The 16,245-nt window shown below is 72.7% G+C and carries 14 protein-coding genes; 11 read left to right on the top strand and 3 right to left on the bottom strand.

What is annotated here, in order from left to right; all coding sequences use genetic code 11:
• Positions 1 to 59: 59 nt before the first annotated feature.
• A complete protein-coding gene (locus OHA99_RS08980) occupies positions 60 to 593 on the bottom strand; it encodes a TerD family protein (RefSeq protein WP_165684620.1) in 534 nt (177 codons plus the stop codon).
• A 158-nt stretch (positions 594 to 751) separates the two neighbouring features.
• Between OHA99_RS08980 and OHA99_RS08975 the strand changes: the two genes are divergently transcribed.
• The 3 genes from OHA99_RS08975 (at position 752) to OHA99_RS08965 (ending at position 3,073) form a co-directional block, all read left to right on the top strand.
• On the top strand, positions 752 to 1,366 hold the full coding sequence (locus tag OHA99_RS08975) for a YdbC family protein (RefSeq protein WP_153177612.1): 615 nt from the start codon (positions 752 to 754) through the stop codon (positions 1,364 to 1,366).
• Positions 1,367 to 1,495: 129 nt separating this feature from the next.
• Positions 1,496 to 2,155 carry a histidine phosphatase family protein gene (locus tag OHA99_RS08970; protein WP_153177611.1) on the top strand — a complete coding sequence of 220 codons (660 nt, stop codon included), beginning with the start codon at positions 1,496 to 1,498 and terminating at the stop codon, positions 2,153 to 2,155.
• A gap of 12 nt (positions 2,156 to 2,167) precedes the next feature.
• Complete coding sequence (locus OHA99_RS08965; protein WP_153177610.1) at positions 2,168 to 3,073, top strand: ADP-ribosylglycohydrolase family protein; 906 nt, start codon at positions 2,168 to 2,170, stop codon at positions 3,071 to 3,073.
• A 246-nt stretch (positions 3,074 to 3,319) separates the two neighbouring features.
• Here the strand turns inward: OHA99_RS08965 and OHA99_RS08960 are convergent, their stop codons facing one another.
• The gene (locus OHA99_RS08960; RefSeq protein ID WP_405695146.1) at positions 3,320 to 4,867 is read right to left on the bottom strand and encodes an MFS transporter; all 1,548 of its coding nucleotides are present in this window, start codon (positions 4,865 to 4,867) and stop codon (positions 3,320 to 3,322) included.
• Between the two features lie 187 nt (positions 4,868 to 5,054).
• On the opposite strand from OHA99_RS08960, the gene OHA99_RS08955 reads away from it, so the two are divergent.
• The 3 genes from OHA99_RS08955 to OHA99_RS08945 all read left to right on the top strand — a co-directional run bounded on the left by OHA99_RS08955 (position 5,055) and on the right by OHA99_RS08945 (position 7,171).
• Positions 5,055 to 5,675 carry a TetR/AcrR family transcriptional regulator gene (locus OHA99_RS08955; RefSeq protein WP_165684619.1) on the top strand — a complete coding sequence of 207 codons (621 nt, stop codon included), beginning with the start codon at positions 5,055 to 5,057 and terminating at the stop codon, positions 5,673 to 5,675.
• An 81-nt stretch (positions 5,676 to 5,756) separates the two neighbouring features.
• Positions 5,757 to 6,458: a ribonuclease HII gene (locus OHA99_RS08950; protein WP_153177607.1), complete on the top strand. Its 702-nt coding sequence runs from the start codon at positions 5,757 to 5,759 to the stop codon at positions 6,456 to 6,458.
• Positions 6,459 to 6,526: 68 nt separating this feature from the next.
• Entirely contained in the window at positions 6,527 to 7,171 is a 645-nt protein-coding gene (locus OHA99_RS08945) for a hypothetical protein (protein WP_282882906.1), read from the top strand.
• Between the two features lie 210 nt (positions 7,172 to 7,381).
• Here OHA99_RS08945 and OHA99_RS08940 read toward each other — a convergent pair whose 3' ends face one another.
• Positions 7,382 to 7,996, bottom strand: coding sequence for a hypothetical protein (locus OHA99_RS08940; RefSeq protein ID WP_153177605.1), 615 nt, complete (start codon positions 7,994 to 7,996; stop codon positions 7,382 to 7,384).
• 286 nt (positions 7,997 to 8,282) lie between these two features.
• On the opposite strand from OHA99_RS08940, the gene OHA99_RS08935 reads away from it, so the two are divergent.
• The 5 genes from OHA99_RS08935 (at position 8,283) to whiH (ending at position 16,187) form a co-directional block, all read left to right on the top strand.
• The gene (locus tag OHA99_RS08935; protein WP_405695141.1) at positions 8,283 to 10,442 is read left to right on the top strand and encodes a RecQ family ATP-dependent DNA helicase; all 2,160 of its coding nucleotides are present in this window, start codon (positions 8,283 to 8,285) and stop codon (positions 10,440 to 10,442) included.
• 139 nt (positions 10,443 to 10,581) lie between these two features.
• Entirely contained in the window at positions 10,582 to 12,192 is a 1,611-nt protein-coding gene (locus OHA99_RS08930; protein WP_405695139.1) for a DUF4192 domain-containing protein, read from the top strand.
• 110 nt (positions 12,193 to 12,302) lie between these two features.
• Positions 12,303 to 13,061, top strand: a complete 759-nt coding sequence (locus OHA99_RS08925; protein ID WP_007445061.1) for an NUDIX domain-containing protein — start codon at positions 12,303 to 12,305, stop codon at positions 13,059 to 13,061.
• A gap of 79 nt (positions 13,062 to 13,140) precedes the next feature.
• Positions 13,141 to 15,138, top strand: a complete 1,998-nt coding sequence (locus OHA99_RS08920; protein ID WP_405695137.1) for an ATP-binding cassette domain-containing protein — start codon at positions 13,141 to 13,143, stop codon at positions 15,136 to 15,138.
• 161 nt (positions 15,139 to 15,299) lie between these two features.
• Positions 15,300 to 16,187: a sporulation transcriptional regulator WhiH gene (whiH, locus tag OHA99_RS08915; RefSeq protein WP_063739954.1), complete on the top strand. Its 888-nt coding sequence runs from the start codon at positions 15,300 to 15,302 to the stop codon at positions 16,185 to 16,187.
• Positions 16,188 to 16,245 lie beyond the last annotated feature (58 nt).

Here is a 16,245-nt window from a genome sequence, read left to right as displayed (position 1 = left end):
TCCCCAATAACAAGGGCGCCCGCCCTCCTGGCGGGCGCCCCCTCCGCCTCCGTGCGCCGTCAGGGTCGGTGTGCCGCGCCCATCACACGCGTGAACGTCGAGGGCTCCCCCTCGAAGCCGTGCACCGAGGCCCGGAACTCCCACGCCCCCGTCTCGTCCCGGACGAACTCCGCCACCGTTGCCGCGGTGGCGCTCCGGACGCCCGCGAAATCCTCCGAGGCCAGATCCGTGTATCCCTCACGGATGCGCAGGCCCGGACTGACCACGTCGGCGAAGGTCCGGTCCTCGGCACGCTGCTGTATGGCGACGCCCACCACCACGCGCGTGTACCGGGCGTCCAGGCGCTCCAGCTCCAGCGTCATGACCTCGTCGAACCCGAAGCCCTTGCCGTCCTTGCTGTCCCGGTTGAGATAGATCGTGCCGTCGGGCGAGCGGCTGTCGAAGTGCACCACGTAGGCCGGGGTGCCGTACGGATCGTCCGCCGTATAGGTCCCGGCGACGAGATCCAGGTCGGCGGCCGGCTGCCCGGCCGGACTGGGGTCCCACCGCAGCGCGACCTCGACCTTGCGCATGCCCTTGCTGAGGCCGTTCACAGACTTCCCCTTCCCAGGTCCCCCGCCCTGCCCGGCCTTCCGAACCGCCGGACGGTGACGGCCGGTTGTCCATCCTGCCACGCACCGGGACCGGGGTGCGGGAAAGCGGTCCTCCGGAGAGTGACCGGTGCCACGTTCCCTGGCCTTACCATGGCGCGGTGCTGGTCAAGTGGATTCGCTGCACCGTGGTGGACCGCCGCGGTTTCGAGCGGGGGCAGCGGAAGTGGGCGGGGCTTCCGGGGGAGCCGGGTTTTCGGGGACAGGGGGGTGGCTGGAGCCGGGCGCGGCCGGACGTGGCGCACGTCTTCGCCTTCTGGGAGAGCCGTGCCTTCTACGACTCCTTCATGGCCCGCTCCCACGACCGGCTGGCCTCGGCCCAGGTGGGCACCTTCAAGGACGCCCAGGTCAGGCTCTTCGACTACCGGTTCGACGTGAAGACCGGCTTCGAGCCGCGCTTCACCGACGCCGACCTGCTGCGGGTGGCACTGTGCCGCGTCCACGAGGAGCGGGCCGAGCACTACGTCCTCATGCAGGAGAAGGTCTGGAACCCGGCGATGGCCGGCTCGCCGGGAATGATCCGCGGGCTGTTCGGCGAGGCACCGGGAAACGGGTACAACGAGTACCTCGTGCTCTCCATGTGGCTGTCGGCCGCCGAGCACGGAAAGTACCGCACCGAGCGGGTGGAGCGGCTCGCCCTGCGCGCCCAGACGGAGGCCGACGTCGCGGCCCTGACGGGCGACATCGTGCAGCTGGAACCCTCCTGGACCGTCTGAGTGGACCGTCCGGGGTCCCGGACCCGCACGCACTCGCCCCCGGCCTCCCGGGTGTGGAGACTGTGTGACGTACGCCGTACGGGGCCGTACGAGTGCTTGGTTCCGGCCGTCTCGATCTAGGGTTCTGGCATGGCACGACCACGGCGCATCGTTCTTGTCCGGCACGGCGAGTCGACCGGCAACGTCGATGACACCGTGTACGAGCGCGAACCCGACCACGCGCTGGCCCTCACCGACCGGGGCCGGACGCAGGCCGGGGAGACCGGCAAGAGGCTGCGCGAGGTCTTCGGCCACGAGCGGATCAGCGTGTACGTCTCCCCGTACCGCCGCACCCACGAGACACTCCGCGCCTTCCGCCTCGACCCGGAGCTCATACGGATACGCGAGGAGCCCCGGCTGCGCGAGCAGGACTGGGGGAACTGGCAGGACCGCGACGACGTGCGGCTGCAGAAGGCCTACCGCGACGCCTACGGGCACTTCTTCTACCGCTTCGCCCAGGGCGAGTCCGGCGCCGACGTGTACGACCGCGTCGGCAACTTCCTGGAGAGTCTGTTCCGCAGTTTCGAGGACCCCGACCACCCGCCGAACGTCCTCCTGGTGACCCACGGGCTCGCCATGCGGCTGTTCTGCATGAGGTGGTTCCACTGGACGGTCGCGGAGTTCGAGTCGCTGTCCAACCCGGGGAACGCCGAGATGCGGATGCTCGTTCTCGGTGCGGACGGCAAGTACGCACTTGACCGGCCGTTCGAACGCTGGCGAGATCCGGAACCGTACGGGATCACCGGATAGAGTGGCGGGGCGATGACCCTTCATTCAGCTTCTGACGGGCGCCTGGACCGCGCCCTTTCCAGCCTGCGCGGACTTTCGGTGGGGGACGCGCTGGGCTCGCAGTTCTTCGTTCCCGCGAACTACCCGCTGCTGGGGCGCCGCGAGCTGCCGCCCGGCACCTGGCAGTGGACGGACGACACGGAGATGGCCTGTTCCGTGGTCTCCGTCCTGGCAGGCCACCACCGCATCGACCAGGACGCGCTGGCGCTCTCCTTCGCCCGGCACCACGACTTCGACCGGGGATACGGTCCCGCCGTCAACCGGCTGCTGCGGCTGGTCCGGGAGGGCGGCGACTGGCGCGAGCTGGCCGCCGCGCTGTTCAACGGCCAGGGCTCCTGGGGCAACGGCGCCGCCATGCGCATCGCGCCGCTGGGCGCCTGGTACGCGGACGATCCGGAACAGGCGACCCACCAGGCGGAGATCTCGGCCTACCCCACGCATCAGCACCGTGAGGCGGTGGTCGGCGCCATGGCCGTCGCGGCGGCCGCGGCGCTGGCCGCGGACCCGGCCGGCCCACCCGGTGCGCACGCGCTCCTCGACGGGGTGATCGCGCTGGTGCCGAAGAGTGCGGTGGGCGCCGGACTGCGCCGCGCCCGGGACATGCTCGACTACGGCGACGCGGCCACGGTCGCCGCGGTCCTGGGCTGCGGCCGGCGTACGACCGCGCACGACACGGTTCCCTTCGCCCTCTGGTCCGCTGCCCGAGCCCTCGGGGAGTACGAGACCGCGTTCTGGACGACGGCCCAGGTCGGCGGTGACGTGGACACGACCTGCGCCATCGTGGGCGGGGTGGTCGCGGCCGGCAAGGCGGGGGCGCCCCCGGCCGAGTGGGCGGCACGGGTCGAGGCGCTGCCCGCCTGGATGACCGCGTCCGCCTGACCGGTTCCGTGCGAACTCTCCGTATGCGGCGGGAACTCTGCGTGACCGCTTGCGCGTTGTCATGACAATCGCTGTGCGGGGCATCGGCCCCGGGCAGGCCGGAAGGTCATGAGGGGGTGGGTCATGGAGGCGTTGTCGGCATGCGCCGCGCTGCTGTCCCTGGTCCTGTCCGTCCTCCGGCGGGGCGGGCTGCGGTGGGCGTGCGGGACGCCCGTCGCAGCCCGCCCGGGCCGCGGTGCCGCGTGGTCAGCCCACCCCGGGGCCCGCAGAGCCGGACAGGGCCTCCAGGTCGCTCTTGCGTACCCGGATCACCAGCCACGCCGTGGCCAGGGCGAGTACGGCCATGGCGGCGGCCGGGATGAAGGCGGCCGAGATGCCCTGCGCCAGCACGTCGTGCGACCAGGGCGCGGGCAGCTGGTGCGTCTGGGCGAAGTGCGCCTTCTGCTCGGGCGAGGCGTTGGTGAGGAAGTCCGTCACCTGTTTCTCCGCCTCGTCCTTGCTGGCCGTACCGAAGACCGTGGTCAGGATGGCGAGACCGATCGATCCGCCCACCTGCTGCATCGCGTTGAGCAGCCCCGACGCCGCACCCGCCTCGTGCTGGGCGACCCCGGAGACCGCGGTCAGCGTCAGCGTCACGAAGTTCAGCCCCATGCCGAAGCCGAAGATCAGCATCGGCCCCAGGATGCCGCCGACATAGGAGCTGTCGGAGCTGATGAGGGCCTGCCAGCCGAGTCCGACGGCGGCGAGCGTCGAACCCGCGATCATGAACGGCTTCGGGCCGAAGACGGGAAGGAACCGCTGCGACAGTCCGGCGCCGAGCGCGATCACGACCGTGACCGGAAGGAAGGCCAGGCCCGCCTCGATGGGGGTGTAGCCGAGCACGTTCTGCACGAACAGCACGATGTAGAAGAACATGCCGAACATCGCCGCGGCCAGGCTCAGCATGATCACGTACGTGCCGGAGCGGTTGCGGTCGGCGAACATCTTCAGCGGCGTGATCGGTTCCTTGGCCCGCTGCTCGATCAGGACGAAGGCCAGCAGCAGGACCGCGGCGGCCGCGAAGGAGCCGATGGTCAGGTTGTCCCGCCAGCCCTCGTCCGCGGCCCGGATGAAGCCGTAGACGAGAGAGGCCATGCCGGCGGTGGACGTCACGGCACCGGCTATGTCGAAGCGGCCGGAGTGCCGTTCGGACTCGCTGATGTAGAGCGGTGCGAGCACGGCGATCAGCACACCGATCGGCACGTTGACGAAGAGCACCCAGCGCCAGTCGAGCCACTCGGTGAGCATGCCGCCCGCCAGCAGCCCGATGGCCCCGCCGCCCGCGGAGACGGCGGCGAAGACGCCGAAGGCCCGGTTGCGCTCCGGCCCCTCGGGGAAGGTCGTGGTGATGAGGGCCAGCGACGTGGGCGACGCGATCGCGCCTCCCATGCCCTGGAGCACGCGCGCGGCCAGCAGCTGCCAGGGCTCCTGGGCGAAGCCGCCGAGCAGCGAGGCGAAGGTGAACAGCAGGATGCCGGTCATGAAGACCCGGCGCCTGCCGAGGATGTCACCGGCTCGGCCGCCGAGCAGGAGCAGGCCGCCGAAGGTGAGTGTGTAGGCGCTGACCACCCAGGTGAGGTCGGTGGTGCTGAACTCGAGCGCGTTCTGAATGTGCGGGAGCGCGATGTTCACAATCGTCGCGTCGAGTACGACCATGAGTTGGCAGGCCGCGATGACGGCGAGTGCGATGCCGGGATGCCCCTCCCGGCGGGCCGCTCCCGGCTTCTGGTCTTTGATCAGAGAAGAGGTTGTCACTATGTGTCCCCCACGAATCACTTAGTGAACGCTCGCGTTCACTGTTGCTCCCACGTTAGTGACCGAGAGACAGTGAACGCAACCGTTCACTTATCGAGGCGTCGCGTGTCCGGTCCCCCGTCGCGGCCGCGCGGTGTGCACCTCATCCCCGAATACCCGTTTTCACCGCTTTTTGGAGATCCTCGACATGGTTGCTTCGCACTGGGCGGCCGCCTCCGCCCAGACGCCCTCCCGCCGGCGCGGCGCGGTCCTGGAGCGCGCCATCCTCGAGGCCGCACTGGACCAGCTCAGCACCGTCGGCTGGAACGGGCTGACGATGGAGGGCGTGGCCGCGAGCGCGCAGACCGGCAAGGCGGCCGTCTACCGGCGCTGGCCGTCCAAGGAGGACCTCGTCGCGGACGCGCTGCGCTCCGGACTGCCGGACTTCGACGAGGTCCCCGACCTCGGAAGCGTGCGCGAGGACCTGCTCGAGCTGTGCCGCAGGGCGCGCGACGCGATGTTCTCCCGGCCTGGATTCGCACTGCGTTCGGTCATTCACGAATGCGACAACACGCAGGCCGAACGCTTCCATGCGGTGATCATCAAGGGTGTGGTGGAGCCGACCCTCACGATGATCCGCGAGGTCATCAACCGCGGAATGGAGCGGGGAGAGGTCCGCCCCGACGCGGCCAACGGATACGTCTTCGACGCCATCCCGGCGATGATGATGTATCGCTCCAAGATTTGTGCGAGTGAATGGCCGGACCGCGAGCTCGAGGAACTGATCGACCAGTTGATGGTCCCGCTGCTGCGGCCCGACGGTCCCTGAACCCGGCCGCCGGAGAAGCCGGTCCCGTTCGGGGAACCGGGGTGTCGCCCGCGGATCGCGGCGGCGTAGGCTGGGGGCGCCATGCCGTACGAACCACCCACTCACACCGTCGAGCGCTCTCTTCGCGCCACGACCGGAGCGAAGGTCATTGCCGGTGTCGACGAGGTGGGGCGCGGCGCGTGGGCCGGCCCGGTCACCGTCTGTGCCGCGATCACCGGACTGCGCCGGCCCCCGGCCGGCCTGACCGACTCCAAGCTGCTCACCCTCAAGCGACGCACCGAACTCGAGGTGGAGTTGCGGGCCTGGGTCACGTCCTACGCCCTGGGGCACGCCTCCCCGGAGGAGATCGACACGCTGGGGATGACCGCCGCGCTGCGACTGGCGGCGGTGCGGGCCCTGGAGACCCTGCCGGTCCGCCCCGAAGCCGTCATCCTCGACGGCAAGCACGACTATCTCGGGACCCCATGGCGGGTTCGCACGGTGATCAAGGGCGATCAGTCCTGCGTCGCCGTCGCGGCGGCCTCGGTGCTCGCCAAGGTCCAGCGCGACAAAATGATGGCCGAACTGGGTGTCGACCATGCAGACTTCGGCTTTGCGGACAACGCCGGGTATCCGTCGCCCGTGCACAAGGCCGCACTGGCGGAGCGGGGACCCACCCCGCACCACCGGTTGTCGTGGGCGTATCTTGATGCGCTGCCCCAGTGGCGGCACCTCAAGAAGGTCCGCAGTTGGGTGGACGGAAGTGCTCCGGAAATCGAGGGTCAGCTCGGCTTCGATTTCTGACGGTTCGGCTCGCAGGCATGTGCCACCCGCCGACGCGAGCCGCACCAGTGTTTGATAAAAATCAGCTCATGCCTCTCATTCCCGAGGAGCCTCAGATTCACGAGAAGGCCCAGGGTCCCCGCGCCACTCCGGCCAGTGGCCGCACCGCGCCGACCCCCCGCCCCGTACCCGGCCCCCGTCCCGCTGCTCCGCCGCGCCCCGGCCGACCCGGCCCGGTGCGGCCGGCGCCGCCGGCGCAACGCGCGTCGCGCGACACCACGGCCGAGGCCAAACCCGGACCCGCGGGTCCGGCTGCCCCTGCCACCGCGGCCACCGCCCCGGCCACTCCGCAGATCCAGCTGATCCCGGCCACGCCCGACGGCGCGCTCGACGCCGCCGAAGAGGCCGTGGACCTGCTGCTGGACTCGGGGCGTACCCCCGGTGACGTGCTGGTGATCACCACCGGCGACGCCCATCCGTGGGCGGCCCACGAGCTGTCCTTCGGCGACACCGCCTACTGGGCGCAGCACGACGCGGGCGACGACGTCTTCTACGCCGACGCCGCCGTCGCGGACCGTGCGGCGTCGCGGGCCGTGGTCGTGGTCGCGCTCAACGGCGGCCCCGAGGCCGCCGCCGTCACCGCCCTGGCCGTGGCCCACTCCCGGGCCGGCGCCCTGCTGATCGTCTGCGGTGACCCGCAGCGGATCAACTCGGTGCTGGGCGCGGGCGTCTGAGCCCGTTCCGCCGAGCCGGGCGACCGGCGGGGACAGCCGTCGGCTGTGCCCGCCGCCGGGGCGTGGACGACCGTACGGGTCCTGTCGGGTTCCGGCCCCGGCCGGGTCACTGGCCGCACGCCGACCGGGTCGTGTGCGGGCCGTGTCACGGCCCGGGCGGGCCCATAGCAGTGCGCGGGCCGGTGAGTGTGCCCGCCGCCGCTGTGGCGCTCAGCGGGCCGCGGCGCGGCGCAGTACGTCCGAGGCGACACCGCCGGTGCGGGGTGGCGGGGGCGGTGCCTCCGCCGTGGCGAAGGGCTCCGGCGCGGACGCCGCGTTGGGCCGGCGCCCGCCGCGGTCCTCGCCCAGCACCTGCCAGCCGTCGCGGGTCAGCGTGATGTACGCCCCGCAGCGCAGCCCGTGCAGCGTGCACGCGTCCCGCAGCCCCCACATCCACGCGCCGTCCTCCTGCGTCCAACGCGCGTCGCCCTCACGGCAGTAGAGCAGTACGGCGGTGCGCACCGGGGTGCGGCGCCGCAGATCGTGCGGGATGACCCGGCGCAGCTGGGAGAGCAGCGCGTTGCGGAACATCCAGCCGTCGGCGGGGGAGCGGCGGCTGGTGAACGAGGCGCTGGCACGCAGTCGTTCGTCCGGGTCGAGCACGGCCACGACGGCCGTCGCGGGTCCGGGGCGGTGCCGCGCGTGCAGCCCGCTGACGACCTCACGAGGATTGCGCAGCAGCGGGATTCCGGCGGCGGCCCACTCCGCCGGCTCGAGCATGCGGGTTGCGGAAGCGGCGGACGACGAAAACGAGGCCGCCGAGGACGGAGCGAATCCGAAGGTCACGTTCCTCCCTTCGGCTACGCGCCCACACTGCGGGCAGGGTCGGATTCGGGGAGCGCGCACCGCAGCGAAGCCCTGCCGGATCACGGAAGGCCGTGCGGGGAGCGGACTTCAATTCTTCCTGTCGAACTGGGATGCGGCAACGAGCAATTGAGACCGAGGCCCCATATCGGCTGATGTGCGTTCTATATCCCTACCCGGAGCGCCCCCGCGCGACGCATGGGACGCGACACCCGCTCCGGCAGCTCCCGATTCGCCGATTGTCAGTGCCATCGGGTTGCATGGAGGAATGGACCACGTGGAACTCCGTACCGAAGCCGACGCCGTCCTCGCCGAGCTCGTCGGCGACCGTGGGGGATCGGCACGGCTGCGGGAGGATCAGTGGCAGGCGGTGTCGGCCCTGGTGGAGGAGCACCGGCGGGCCCTGGTGGTGCAGCGCACCGGCTGGGGCAAGTCGGCCGTGTACTTCGTCGCCACCGCCCTGCTGCGCCGGCGCGGCGCGGGCCCCACGGTGATCGTCTCGCCCCTGCTGGCGCTGATGCGCAACCAGGTCGAGTCGGCCGCGCGGGCGGGAATCCGCGCCCGCACGATCAACTCGGCCAACCCGGAGGAGTGGGAGACGATCTACGGGGAGGTCGAGCGGGGTGAGACGGACGTCCTCCTGGTGAGCCCGGAACGCCTCAATTCCGTGGACTTCCGGGATCAGGTGCTGCCGAAACTCGCGGCCACGACCGGCCTGCTCGTGGTGGACGAGGCACACTGCATCTCCGACTGGGGCCACGACTTCCGCCCGGACTACCGACGGCTGCGCACGATGCTGGCCGAGCTGCCGGCCGGGGTGCCGGTGCTGGCCACCACGGCGACCGCCAACGCGCGGGTCACGGCCGACGTCGCGGAGCAACTGGGCACGGGCGGCGGGGACGCGCTGGTGCTGCGGGGGCCGCTCGACCGGGAGAGCCTCCGGCTGGGCGTGCTCCGGCTGCCGGACGCGGCGCACCGGCTGGCTTGGCTGGGGGAGCGGCTGGGGGACCTGCCCGGTTCCGGGATCATCTACACGCTGACCGTGGCGGCGGCGGAGGAGGTCGCGGCGTTCCTGCGCCAGCGCGGGTACCCGGTCGCCGCCTACACGGGCAAGACGGAGAACGCCGACCGGTTGCAGGCGGAGGAGGACCTGCTGGCGAACCGGGTCAAGGCGCTCGTGGCCACCTCGGCGCTGGGCATGGGCTTCGACAAGCCCGACCTGGGCTTCGTCGTGCACCTGGGGTCGCCCTCGTCGCCCATCGCGTACTACCAGCAGGTGGGGCGTGCGGGGCGCGGTGTGGACCACGCGGACGTGCTGTTGCTGCCGGGGCGGGAGGACGAGGCGATCTGGGCGTACTTCGCCTCGGTGGGCTTCCCGCCGGAGGAGCAGGTGCGGCGCACCCTCGCGGTGCTGGAGGAGGCCGGGCGGCCGATGTCGCTTCCGGCGCTCGAGCCGCTGGTGGACCTGCGCCGGTCACGCCTGGAGACCATGCTCAAGGTCCTGGACGTGGACGGCGCGGTCAGGCGGGTGAAGGGCGGCTGGACCGCCACGGGACAGCCGTGGGCGTACGACGCGGAGCGGTACGCGTGGGTGGCCCGGCAGCGTCAGGCGGAGCAGCAGGCCATGCGGGACTACGTGGCCACCACGGGGTGCCGGATGGAGTTCCTGCAGCGGCAGCTGGACGACGAGAAGGCCGCCCCGTGCGGTCGCTGCGACACCTGCGCCGGCCCCTGGCTCGACCCCGCCGTCACCTCCGCGGCCCTCGCGGCGGCGACGGGCGAGCTGGACCGTCCGGGCGTGGAGGTGGAGCCTCGCAAGATGTGGCCGACCGGGCTCGCGGCCGTGGGCATGGACCTCAAGGGCCGCATCCCCGTGGGCCAGCAGGCCCTCACCGGGCGGGCGCTGGGGAGGCTCTCGGACATCGGCTGGGGCAACCGTCTGCGCCCGCTCCTGTCGGCGCAGGCCGCGGACTGGCCGGTCCCGGACGACGTGCTCGCCGCCGTCGTGACGGTGCTGGCCGACTGGGCCCGCTCGCCGGGCGGCTGGGCCGACGGCTCTCCCGACGCGGTGGCGCGGCCCGTGGGCGTCGTCGCCATGCCCTCCCGCACCCGCCCCCAGCTGGTCGCCTCACTGGCCGCGGGAGTGGCACGGGTCGGCAGGCTCCCGCTGCTGGGCAGCCTCGCCCACACCCCGCACGCCGACGACCACGCCGCCCACCGCAGCAACTCGGCCCAGCGGTTGCGTGCCCTGGCGGAGTCGTTCGCGGTGCCCGGTGAACTCGCCACGGCCCTGTCCAACACCCCCGGCCCGGTGCTGCTCGTCGACGACTACACCGACTCCGGCTGGACCCTGGCCGTGGGCGCGCGCCTCCTGCGCCAGGCCGGCGCCGACCGGGTGCTGCCGCTCGTCCTCGCCCTGGCCGGATAGGGCGCGGGCGCAGGGGCCGCCCCCGAGGTCGGGGAACGACGGACGACTCCGCGGCCGGGAGCGGGCGAGGGGACGTGCCCGCTGCGGAGAGTTATCCACAGGGCAAACGGAACTTGCAGATCCGCGAGATCGTCGAGTCATGACGAACCACAGCGAAACGACTGGATCCTTCGAGAACGGCGACATCCCGGACGCCGCGAAGCCGGGACGGGCGGACGGCGCCCCGTGCGAGAGCCCCGGGGACGAACACCAGGTCACCCTGCGCACCCCCGCGGAGCTGGCCGACGCCCTGCCGTACCTGCTCGGGTACCGCCCCGAGGACAGCATCGTCCTGGCCGCCCTGCGGGACAGGGACGGGCGGGGCCGCTTCGGCGGTCGAGCGCGACTGGGCATCCCCGCGAACGCGGACGACTGGGCGGGCGCGGCCGGACAGCTGGTCCACGGCCTGGTGCACGGGAGCGAGCGGCGAGGGGCGCGACCCGAGCAGATGGTCGCCTACCTCTGCCAGGAGCCGGGCCCGGGCGAGACCGGACGTGACGTGATGGAGCGACTGAGGCCGCTGGCCCAGAAGCTGCGCGTCGAGTGCGGCGCCCTCGACGTTCCCGTCGTCGAGGCGCTGTGCATCTCGGCCGGGCGTTTCTGGTCGTACTGCTGCGACGAAGAGGCCTGCTGTCCGGCAGCGGGCCTCCCCATGGGGCTGCCGGGCACGTCGGTACTGGCCGCGGCGGCCACCTACGCCGGTATCCAGGTGCGCGGCTCGCTCCGTGAGCTGAGGGCCAGGATGCTCCCCCGGGAAACCGCGGCGGTGGACGGACAGGCGGCCGCCCTGGACGCGGCCGCCACGACGCTGGTCTCCCGGATCCTGGACGCCGCCGGCCGCTCGGAGGTGGCCGGGGAGACGCTGGAGACGGCGGAGCGGGTCATGCGACGCCTCGCCGGGGCCCCGCCCGTCTCCGGCGTGCCGGCCGAGGACCTGCGGGACGACCAGCTGCTCGGGGACGAGGAGGCGGCGGCGTTGATCCTGGGACTCCAGGACCGTACGACACGCGACCGCGCCGCCGCCTGGATGGAGGGCGAGGAGGCGGCACCGGCGATGCGTCTCTGGCGGGCCCTGGCCCGTCGCTGCGTCGTGCCGTACGGCGAACACGCCGCCGCGCCCCTCACCCTCGCGGGCTGGGTCGCCTGGTCCACCGGTGACGAACTGGAGGCGCGGGAGGCGCTGGCCATGGCCCTCGGCGCGGACCCCGACTACCTCTTCGCCCGGCTCCTGCACCAGGCGTGCAACGAGGGCCTCGACCCCGAGTCGATCCGCCGCTGCCTGCGTGAAGGCCGGAAGCACGACGCGCACACGGAAGGCGGCGCCTCGAACGACGAAGGACACGGCGGTGCGCCCGTGGAACGGGGGCCGGCCGCGCCCTCCTCCGCCGAGCCCTCCTCCGCCGAGCCGTCGTCCGCCGCGCCCTCGTCTGCCGGGTCCCCGTCCGCCGTGCAGCCCGGTCGCCGGCGCCGCTCGCGCGCCCTCGCCTCGGCACATGGCGTCCGACGCCGCACGAGGGCACGGTCCCACGAGCCGGGCACCGGGATGGTGCGTCCCCGCACGCCCTCCGAGGGCGGCCGGCCCGGGAGCACACGGCCCGGCCGGGCCCGCCCCGACGCCTCGGGGACGGCGGCGACGGGCAGGCAGGGGCCACGCCCCGAAGGGACCCGTACGGGAGAGCGCGGGACCGACGGGGACAGTGAGTGCCCCTGAGGCGGACGGCCGGCACGGGCGGTGGCACGCAGGTGGGGAGGGAGTGGATCACTGCTCGCACCGTGGGCGAAGGGAGTGTTTATCGTCAGGCAGACGACTATGATCGCCGCATGCCCTACGACCCGTCAGCCTTTCCGCCCTTCGCCGTCACTGTGGACCTGGTCGTGCTGACCGTGCGTCGCCACTCCCTGTGCGCGCTGGCGGTGCGCAGGGGCGAGTCGCCGTTCCAGGGGCGCTGGGCTCTGCCCGGCGGGTTCGTACGGGACGGCGAGGACCTGGCGCAGGCGGCGGCGCGGGAGCTGGCGGAGGAGACCGGGCTGTGCGTCCACGATCCTGCCGCGCCGACCCAGGACAACGGTGCTCATCTGGAGCAGCTCGCGACCTACGGCGACCCCGGGCGCGACCCCCGGATGCGGGTGGTCAGCGTCGCCCACCTCGCACTCGCCCCCGACCTGCCCGCACCGCGCGCGGGGGGCGACGCCAGCAACGCCCGTTGGGCACCGGTCGAGGAACTGCTGGCACAGAGCGGCTACGGTCACGCCGGCGAGGCGGTGGCGCCGCTCGCCTTCGACCACGCCCAGATCCTGGCGGACGGGGTGGAGCGAGCCCGCTCCAAGATCGAGTACTCGTCGCTGGCCACGGCCTTCTGTCCGCCCGAGTTCACCGTCGGCGAGCTGCGCCGTGTCTACGAAGCGGTGTGGAGCGTGGCGCTCGACCCCCGCAACTTCCACCGCAAGGTGACGGGTACGCCGGGATTCCTCGTGCCCACCGGCGGGACGACCACCCGCCAGGGAGGCCGGCCGGCCCAGCTCTTCCGGGCGGGCGGCGCGACCCTCCTCAACCCCCCGATGCTCCGTCCCGAGGTCTGACGCCGAGGCCGGAGCGGCCCCGTGCCGACAGGCCGCGCGATGCCCGTAAAACCGGATATCGCACGCTATCTTGCTACGGGTGATCCAGGCCTTCGGACTGACCAGCAACCCCCGCAAGGAGCTTCCGCCCGCCGTCGACGACGTCTCGTTCGAGGCGCGCGCGGGCCGCGTCACCGCACTGCTCGGAGCATCGGGCGCCGGCAAGACGACGGCGCTCAGACTCATGCTCGAGCTCCAGCACGGCCGTGGTCTCACGTACTTCAGAGGCCGCCCCCTGCACCGCATCGCCCACCCCTCCCGCGAGGTCGGCGTGCTGCTGGGCGATGTCCCGGGGCACCCCGCCCGTACGGTGCGCGGCCATCTCCGCATGCTGTGCGCGGCAGCCGGTGTTCCCGTCCGCAGGGCCGACGAGGTCCTGGAGTCGGCCGGTCTCGAGAGCCTGCGCGACGAACGCCTCGGCACCCTCTCCCGGGGGATGGACCGGCGACTCGGCCTGGCCTGTGCGCTCGTGCCCGATCCGCACACCCTGGTCCTCGACGACCCCGCCGGCGCACTCTCCGTCCACGATGCCCGGCGGCTGCACGGCGCCCTGCGTGCCCACGCCGCCCAGGGCGGCACGGTCCTGTTCAGCACGGCGGATCCCAAGGAGGCCGCGCGCAGCGCCGACCACGTCGTCACGCTGGAGCGGGGCAGAGTCGTCGCCGACCAGGAGTCGGCGGACTTCTCCCGTACCCGGCTGCGCCCCCGCGTCGCCGTCCGCAGCCCGTACGCGGCCCGCCTCGCCGTCCTGGTGGCCAAGGAAGCACGGACGGCACGCCGTTCCGTCGAGGTGGTGCGCGAGGGCGGCAACCGGCTCGCGGTGTACGGCAGTACGTGTGCCGACATCGGTGAGACGGCCTTCCGGCACGGCATCCTCGTCCACCAACTGGCCGACGAGGTCGGCGACATGGGCGCCGGGGCCGAGGTGGTTCCCGCAGCCCGGCACGAAGAGCGGCTCGAGGTGGACGCCGACCGTGCGCGGGGCGCAGGGACGCCGGGCATCACGCACCGCCCTTCGCCCACCGTCTCCTCGTCCCCGCCCACCAAGGACGGGGACGTGGACGCGCCCGCGTCCGGGACCGCCCGCTGCGAGACCCCTGGACCGCACCCCGCCCCCGCCCCCGGCAGCGCTTCCGGAGTCCCCGGGTCCTCCGCGCCCCAGGCCGGCCCGCACCGCACACCGCGCCCGCCCAGCGCCCTCACGCCCGGCACCACGGCGGCCCGGGACGCGGCCGGCACGCCTCCGCCGCCCGTTTCCGTCCGTTCCGCCCCCAGTCCCCTCCGGCCGCTGCGCTACGAACTCCGTCGCGCGCTGGGTGTCGGCACGGGCTTCGTCACCGGCGCGGCCGTGCTCCTCGTGTCCGCCGTCACCGCCGTCGTCCTCGCCCGGGTCGGACACACCCCGCAGGAGCGCCTGCTGGCCGCGTGGCCACGCGAGCTGCCCCTGCCGCCCGCCGCGCTCGGCGCCGGGCTGCTCGGCGCGCTCGCCTTCGGCGACGAGTTCCGCCATCCCGCCCTCGCGGCGGACCGGGGCACCGTGCCCCGCCGCATGGGGCTGCTGACCGCCAAGCTCCTCGTCTCCGCGGCCGCCGCACTGCTGCTGGCCGTCCTGACCGTGGGCTGCGACGCCCAGGTGCTGCGTCTCTTCTACGGGTCCGAGCTCACCGGGCTCCCCGCCGACTGGCCCGCGCTGAGCGCCGGTTGGCTCGGACTCGTCGTCGGCTGCGCGTGGTCCGGAGTGCTGGCCGCGGGCGTCTTCCGGTCCACCACCGCCGGGCTGGCGGCGGTGGTCGCCGTTCCCGTCGCCGTCGTACCGCTCGTACAAAAGGTCTGGGAGGGCCCGTCCGTGCGGACCGCCGCCGGCTTCCCGATGCGGACGCGCGAGGTCCTCCTGACCCAGTGGCCGTTCGGGGGCGAGCGGTACGTGGCGGAGCTGCTGCGCCTCGTCGCCCAACCCGTGGGCGGGGCCATGACGTTGTCACTGACCACCCTGCTCTGCGCGTATCTGCTCATGACCCTGCGCAGCAGGGCTCGATGACGTCTGTCCCACCCTTCCGTTCCGACCGTGTGCGCAACTCCCCGGGGAAAGCCCATTTCTTTCCGATAAGGCGTCAATTGCGACGGGGTGAGCGATCACCCTTTCGTGTGCTTTTCACCAAAGACCTCAAGGGAGTTGGGATCAGCGCCGACAAAGGATGCGTGAGTACCCTTGCGCACACCATGATGACCGCCGCCCGTTCCGCCGACTCCGGCCTCGCGAACCCGGGCGAACTCGACCGCTACCCGTACGCCGAGACGCCCGCCGTCGACCGCGTCGGGGTGCCCTCCTGGGAAGGGGTGGAGCCCGAGCTGGGCCGCGTGGGCCGGCGCACCGCGGGCAACCGTGGCCGCGGGCTGCACGGGCAACTCGTCCAGCAGCTGGGCCAGATGATCGTTTCGGGCGACCTGGGAGCCGACCGCCCGCTGGTTCCCGAGGAGATCGGCCAGCGCTTCGAGGTCTCCCGCACCGTGGTGCGCGAGTCCCTTCGCGTCCTGGAGGCGAAGGGCCTGGTCAGCGCCCGGCCGAACGTCGGCACGCGCGTGCGTCCGGTCAGTGACTGGAACCTCCTCGATCCCGACATCATCGAATGGCGCGCCTTCGGGCCGCAGCGCGACGACCAGCGTCGCGAGCTGGGCGAGCTGCGCTGGACGATCGAGCCGCTCGCCGCGCGCCTGGCCGCCGGGCACGGGCGCGAGGACGTCCAGCAGCGGCTGTCCGACATGGTCGGGATCATGGGGCACGCCATGGGGCAGGGCGACGCGCTCACCTTCTCGCGTGCCGATGCCGAGTTCCACACCCTGCTCATCCAGGTCGCGGGCAACCGGATGCTCGACCACCTCTCCGGGATCGTCTCCGCCGCCCTCCATGTCTCCGGAGGTCCGGTCACCGGCTGTGACCGGCCGAACGACGCGTCGCTCGCGCAGCACGGCAGGATCGTCGACGCCCTCGCCACCGGCGACGGCGCGGCGGCCGAGGCGGCCATGCGCCAGCTTCTGACCGTGCACCCCGAGGTGGAGCGCGTCGTGCCCGCCCCGCGCGAGCACTGACCGTCCTCCTCCGCGGCGGCGCGGTCCGGGCACGCCATACCCCTCCTGTGGCAGTGGC

This window comes from Streptomyces coelicoflavus (assembly GCF_045041415.1).
GTDB lineage: Bacteria > Actinomycetota > Actinomycetes > Streptomycetales > Streptomycetaceae > Streptomyces > Streptomyces coelicoflavus.
Note: the sequence above shows the minus strand (reverse complement) of the source record. Positions and strands in the feature narration are given on the sequence as shown.

Bases quoted from the DNA above. Each gene is read 5' to 3' on its own strand.
- OHA99_RS08965 (WP_153177610.1), top strand. From the start codon at position 2,168: ATGACCCTTCATTCAGCTTCTGACGGGCGCCTGGACCGCGCCCTTTCC.
- OHA99_RS08950 (WP_153177607.1), top strand. From the start codon at position 5,757: ATGCCGTACGAACCACCCACTCACACCGTCGAGCGCTCTCTTCGCGCC.
- OHA99_RS08930 (WP_405695139.1), top strand. From the start codon at position 10,582: ATGACGAACCACAGCGAAACGACTGGATCCTTCGAGAACGGCGACATC.
- OHA99_RS08925 (WP_007445061.1), top strand. From the start codon at position 12,303: ATGCCCTACGACCCGTCAGCCTTTCCGCCCTTCGCCGTCACTGTGGAC.
- OHA99_RS08955 (WP_165684619.1), top strand. From the start codon at position 5,055: ATGGTTGCTTCGCACTGGGCGGCCGCCTCCGCCCAGACGCCCTCCCGC.
- OHA99_RS08935 (WP_405695141.1), top strand. From the start codon at position 8,283: ATGGACCACGTGGAACTCCGTACCGAAGCCGACGCCGTCCTCGCCGAG.
- OHA99_RS08970 (WP_153177611.1), top strand. From the start codon at position 1,496: ATGGCACGACCACGGCGCATCGTTCTTGTCCGGCACGGCGAGTCGACC.
- OHA99_RS08945 (WP_282882906.1), top strand. From the start codon at position 6,527: ATGCCTCTCATTCCCGAGGAGCCTCAGATTCACGAGAAGGCCCAGGGT.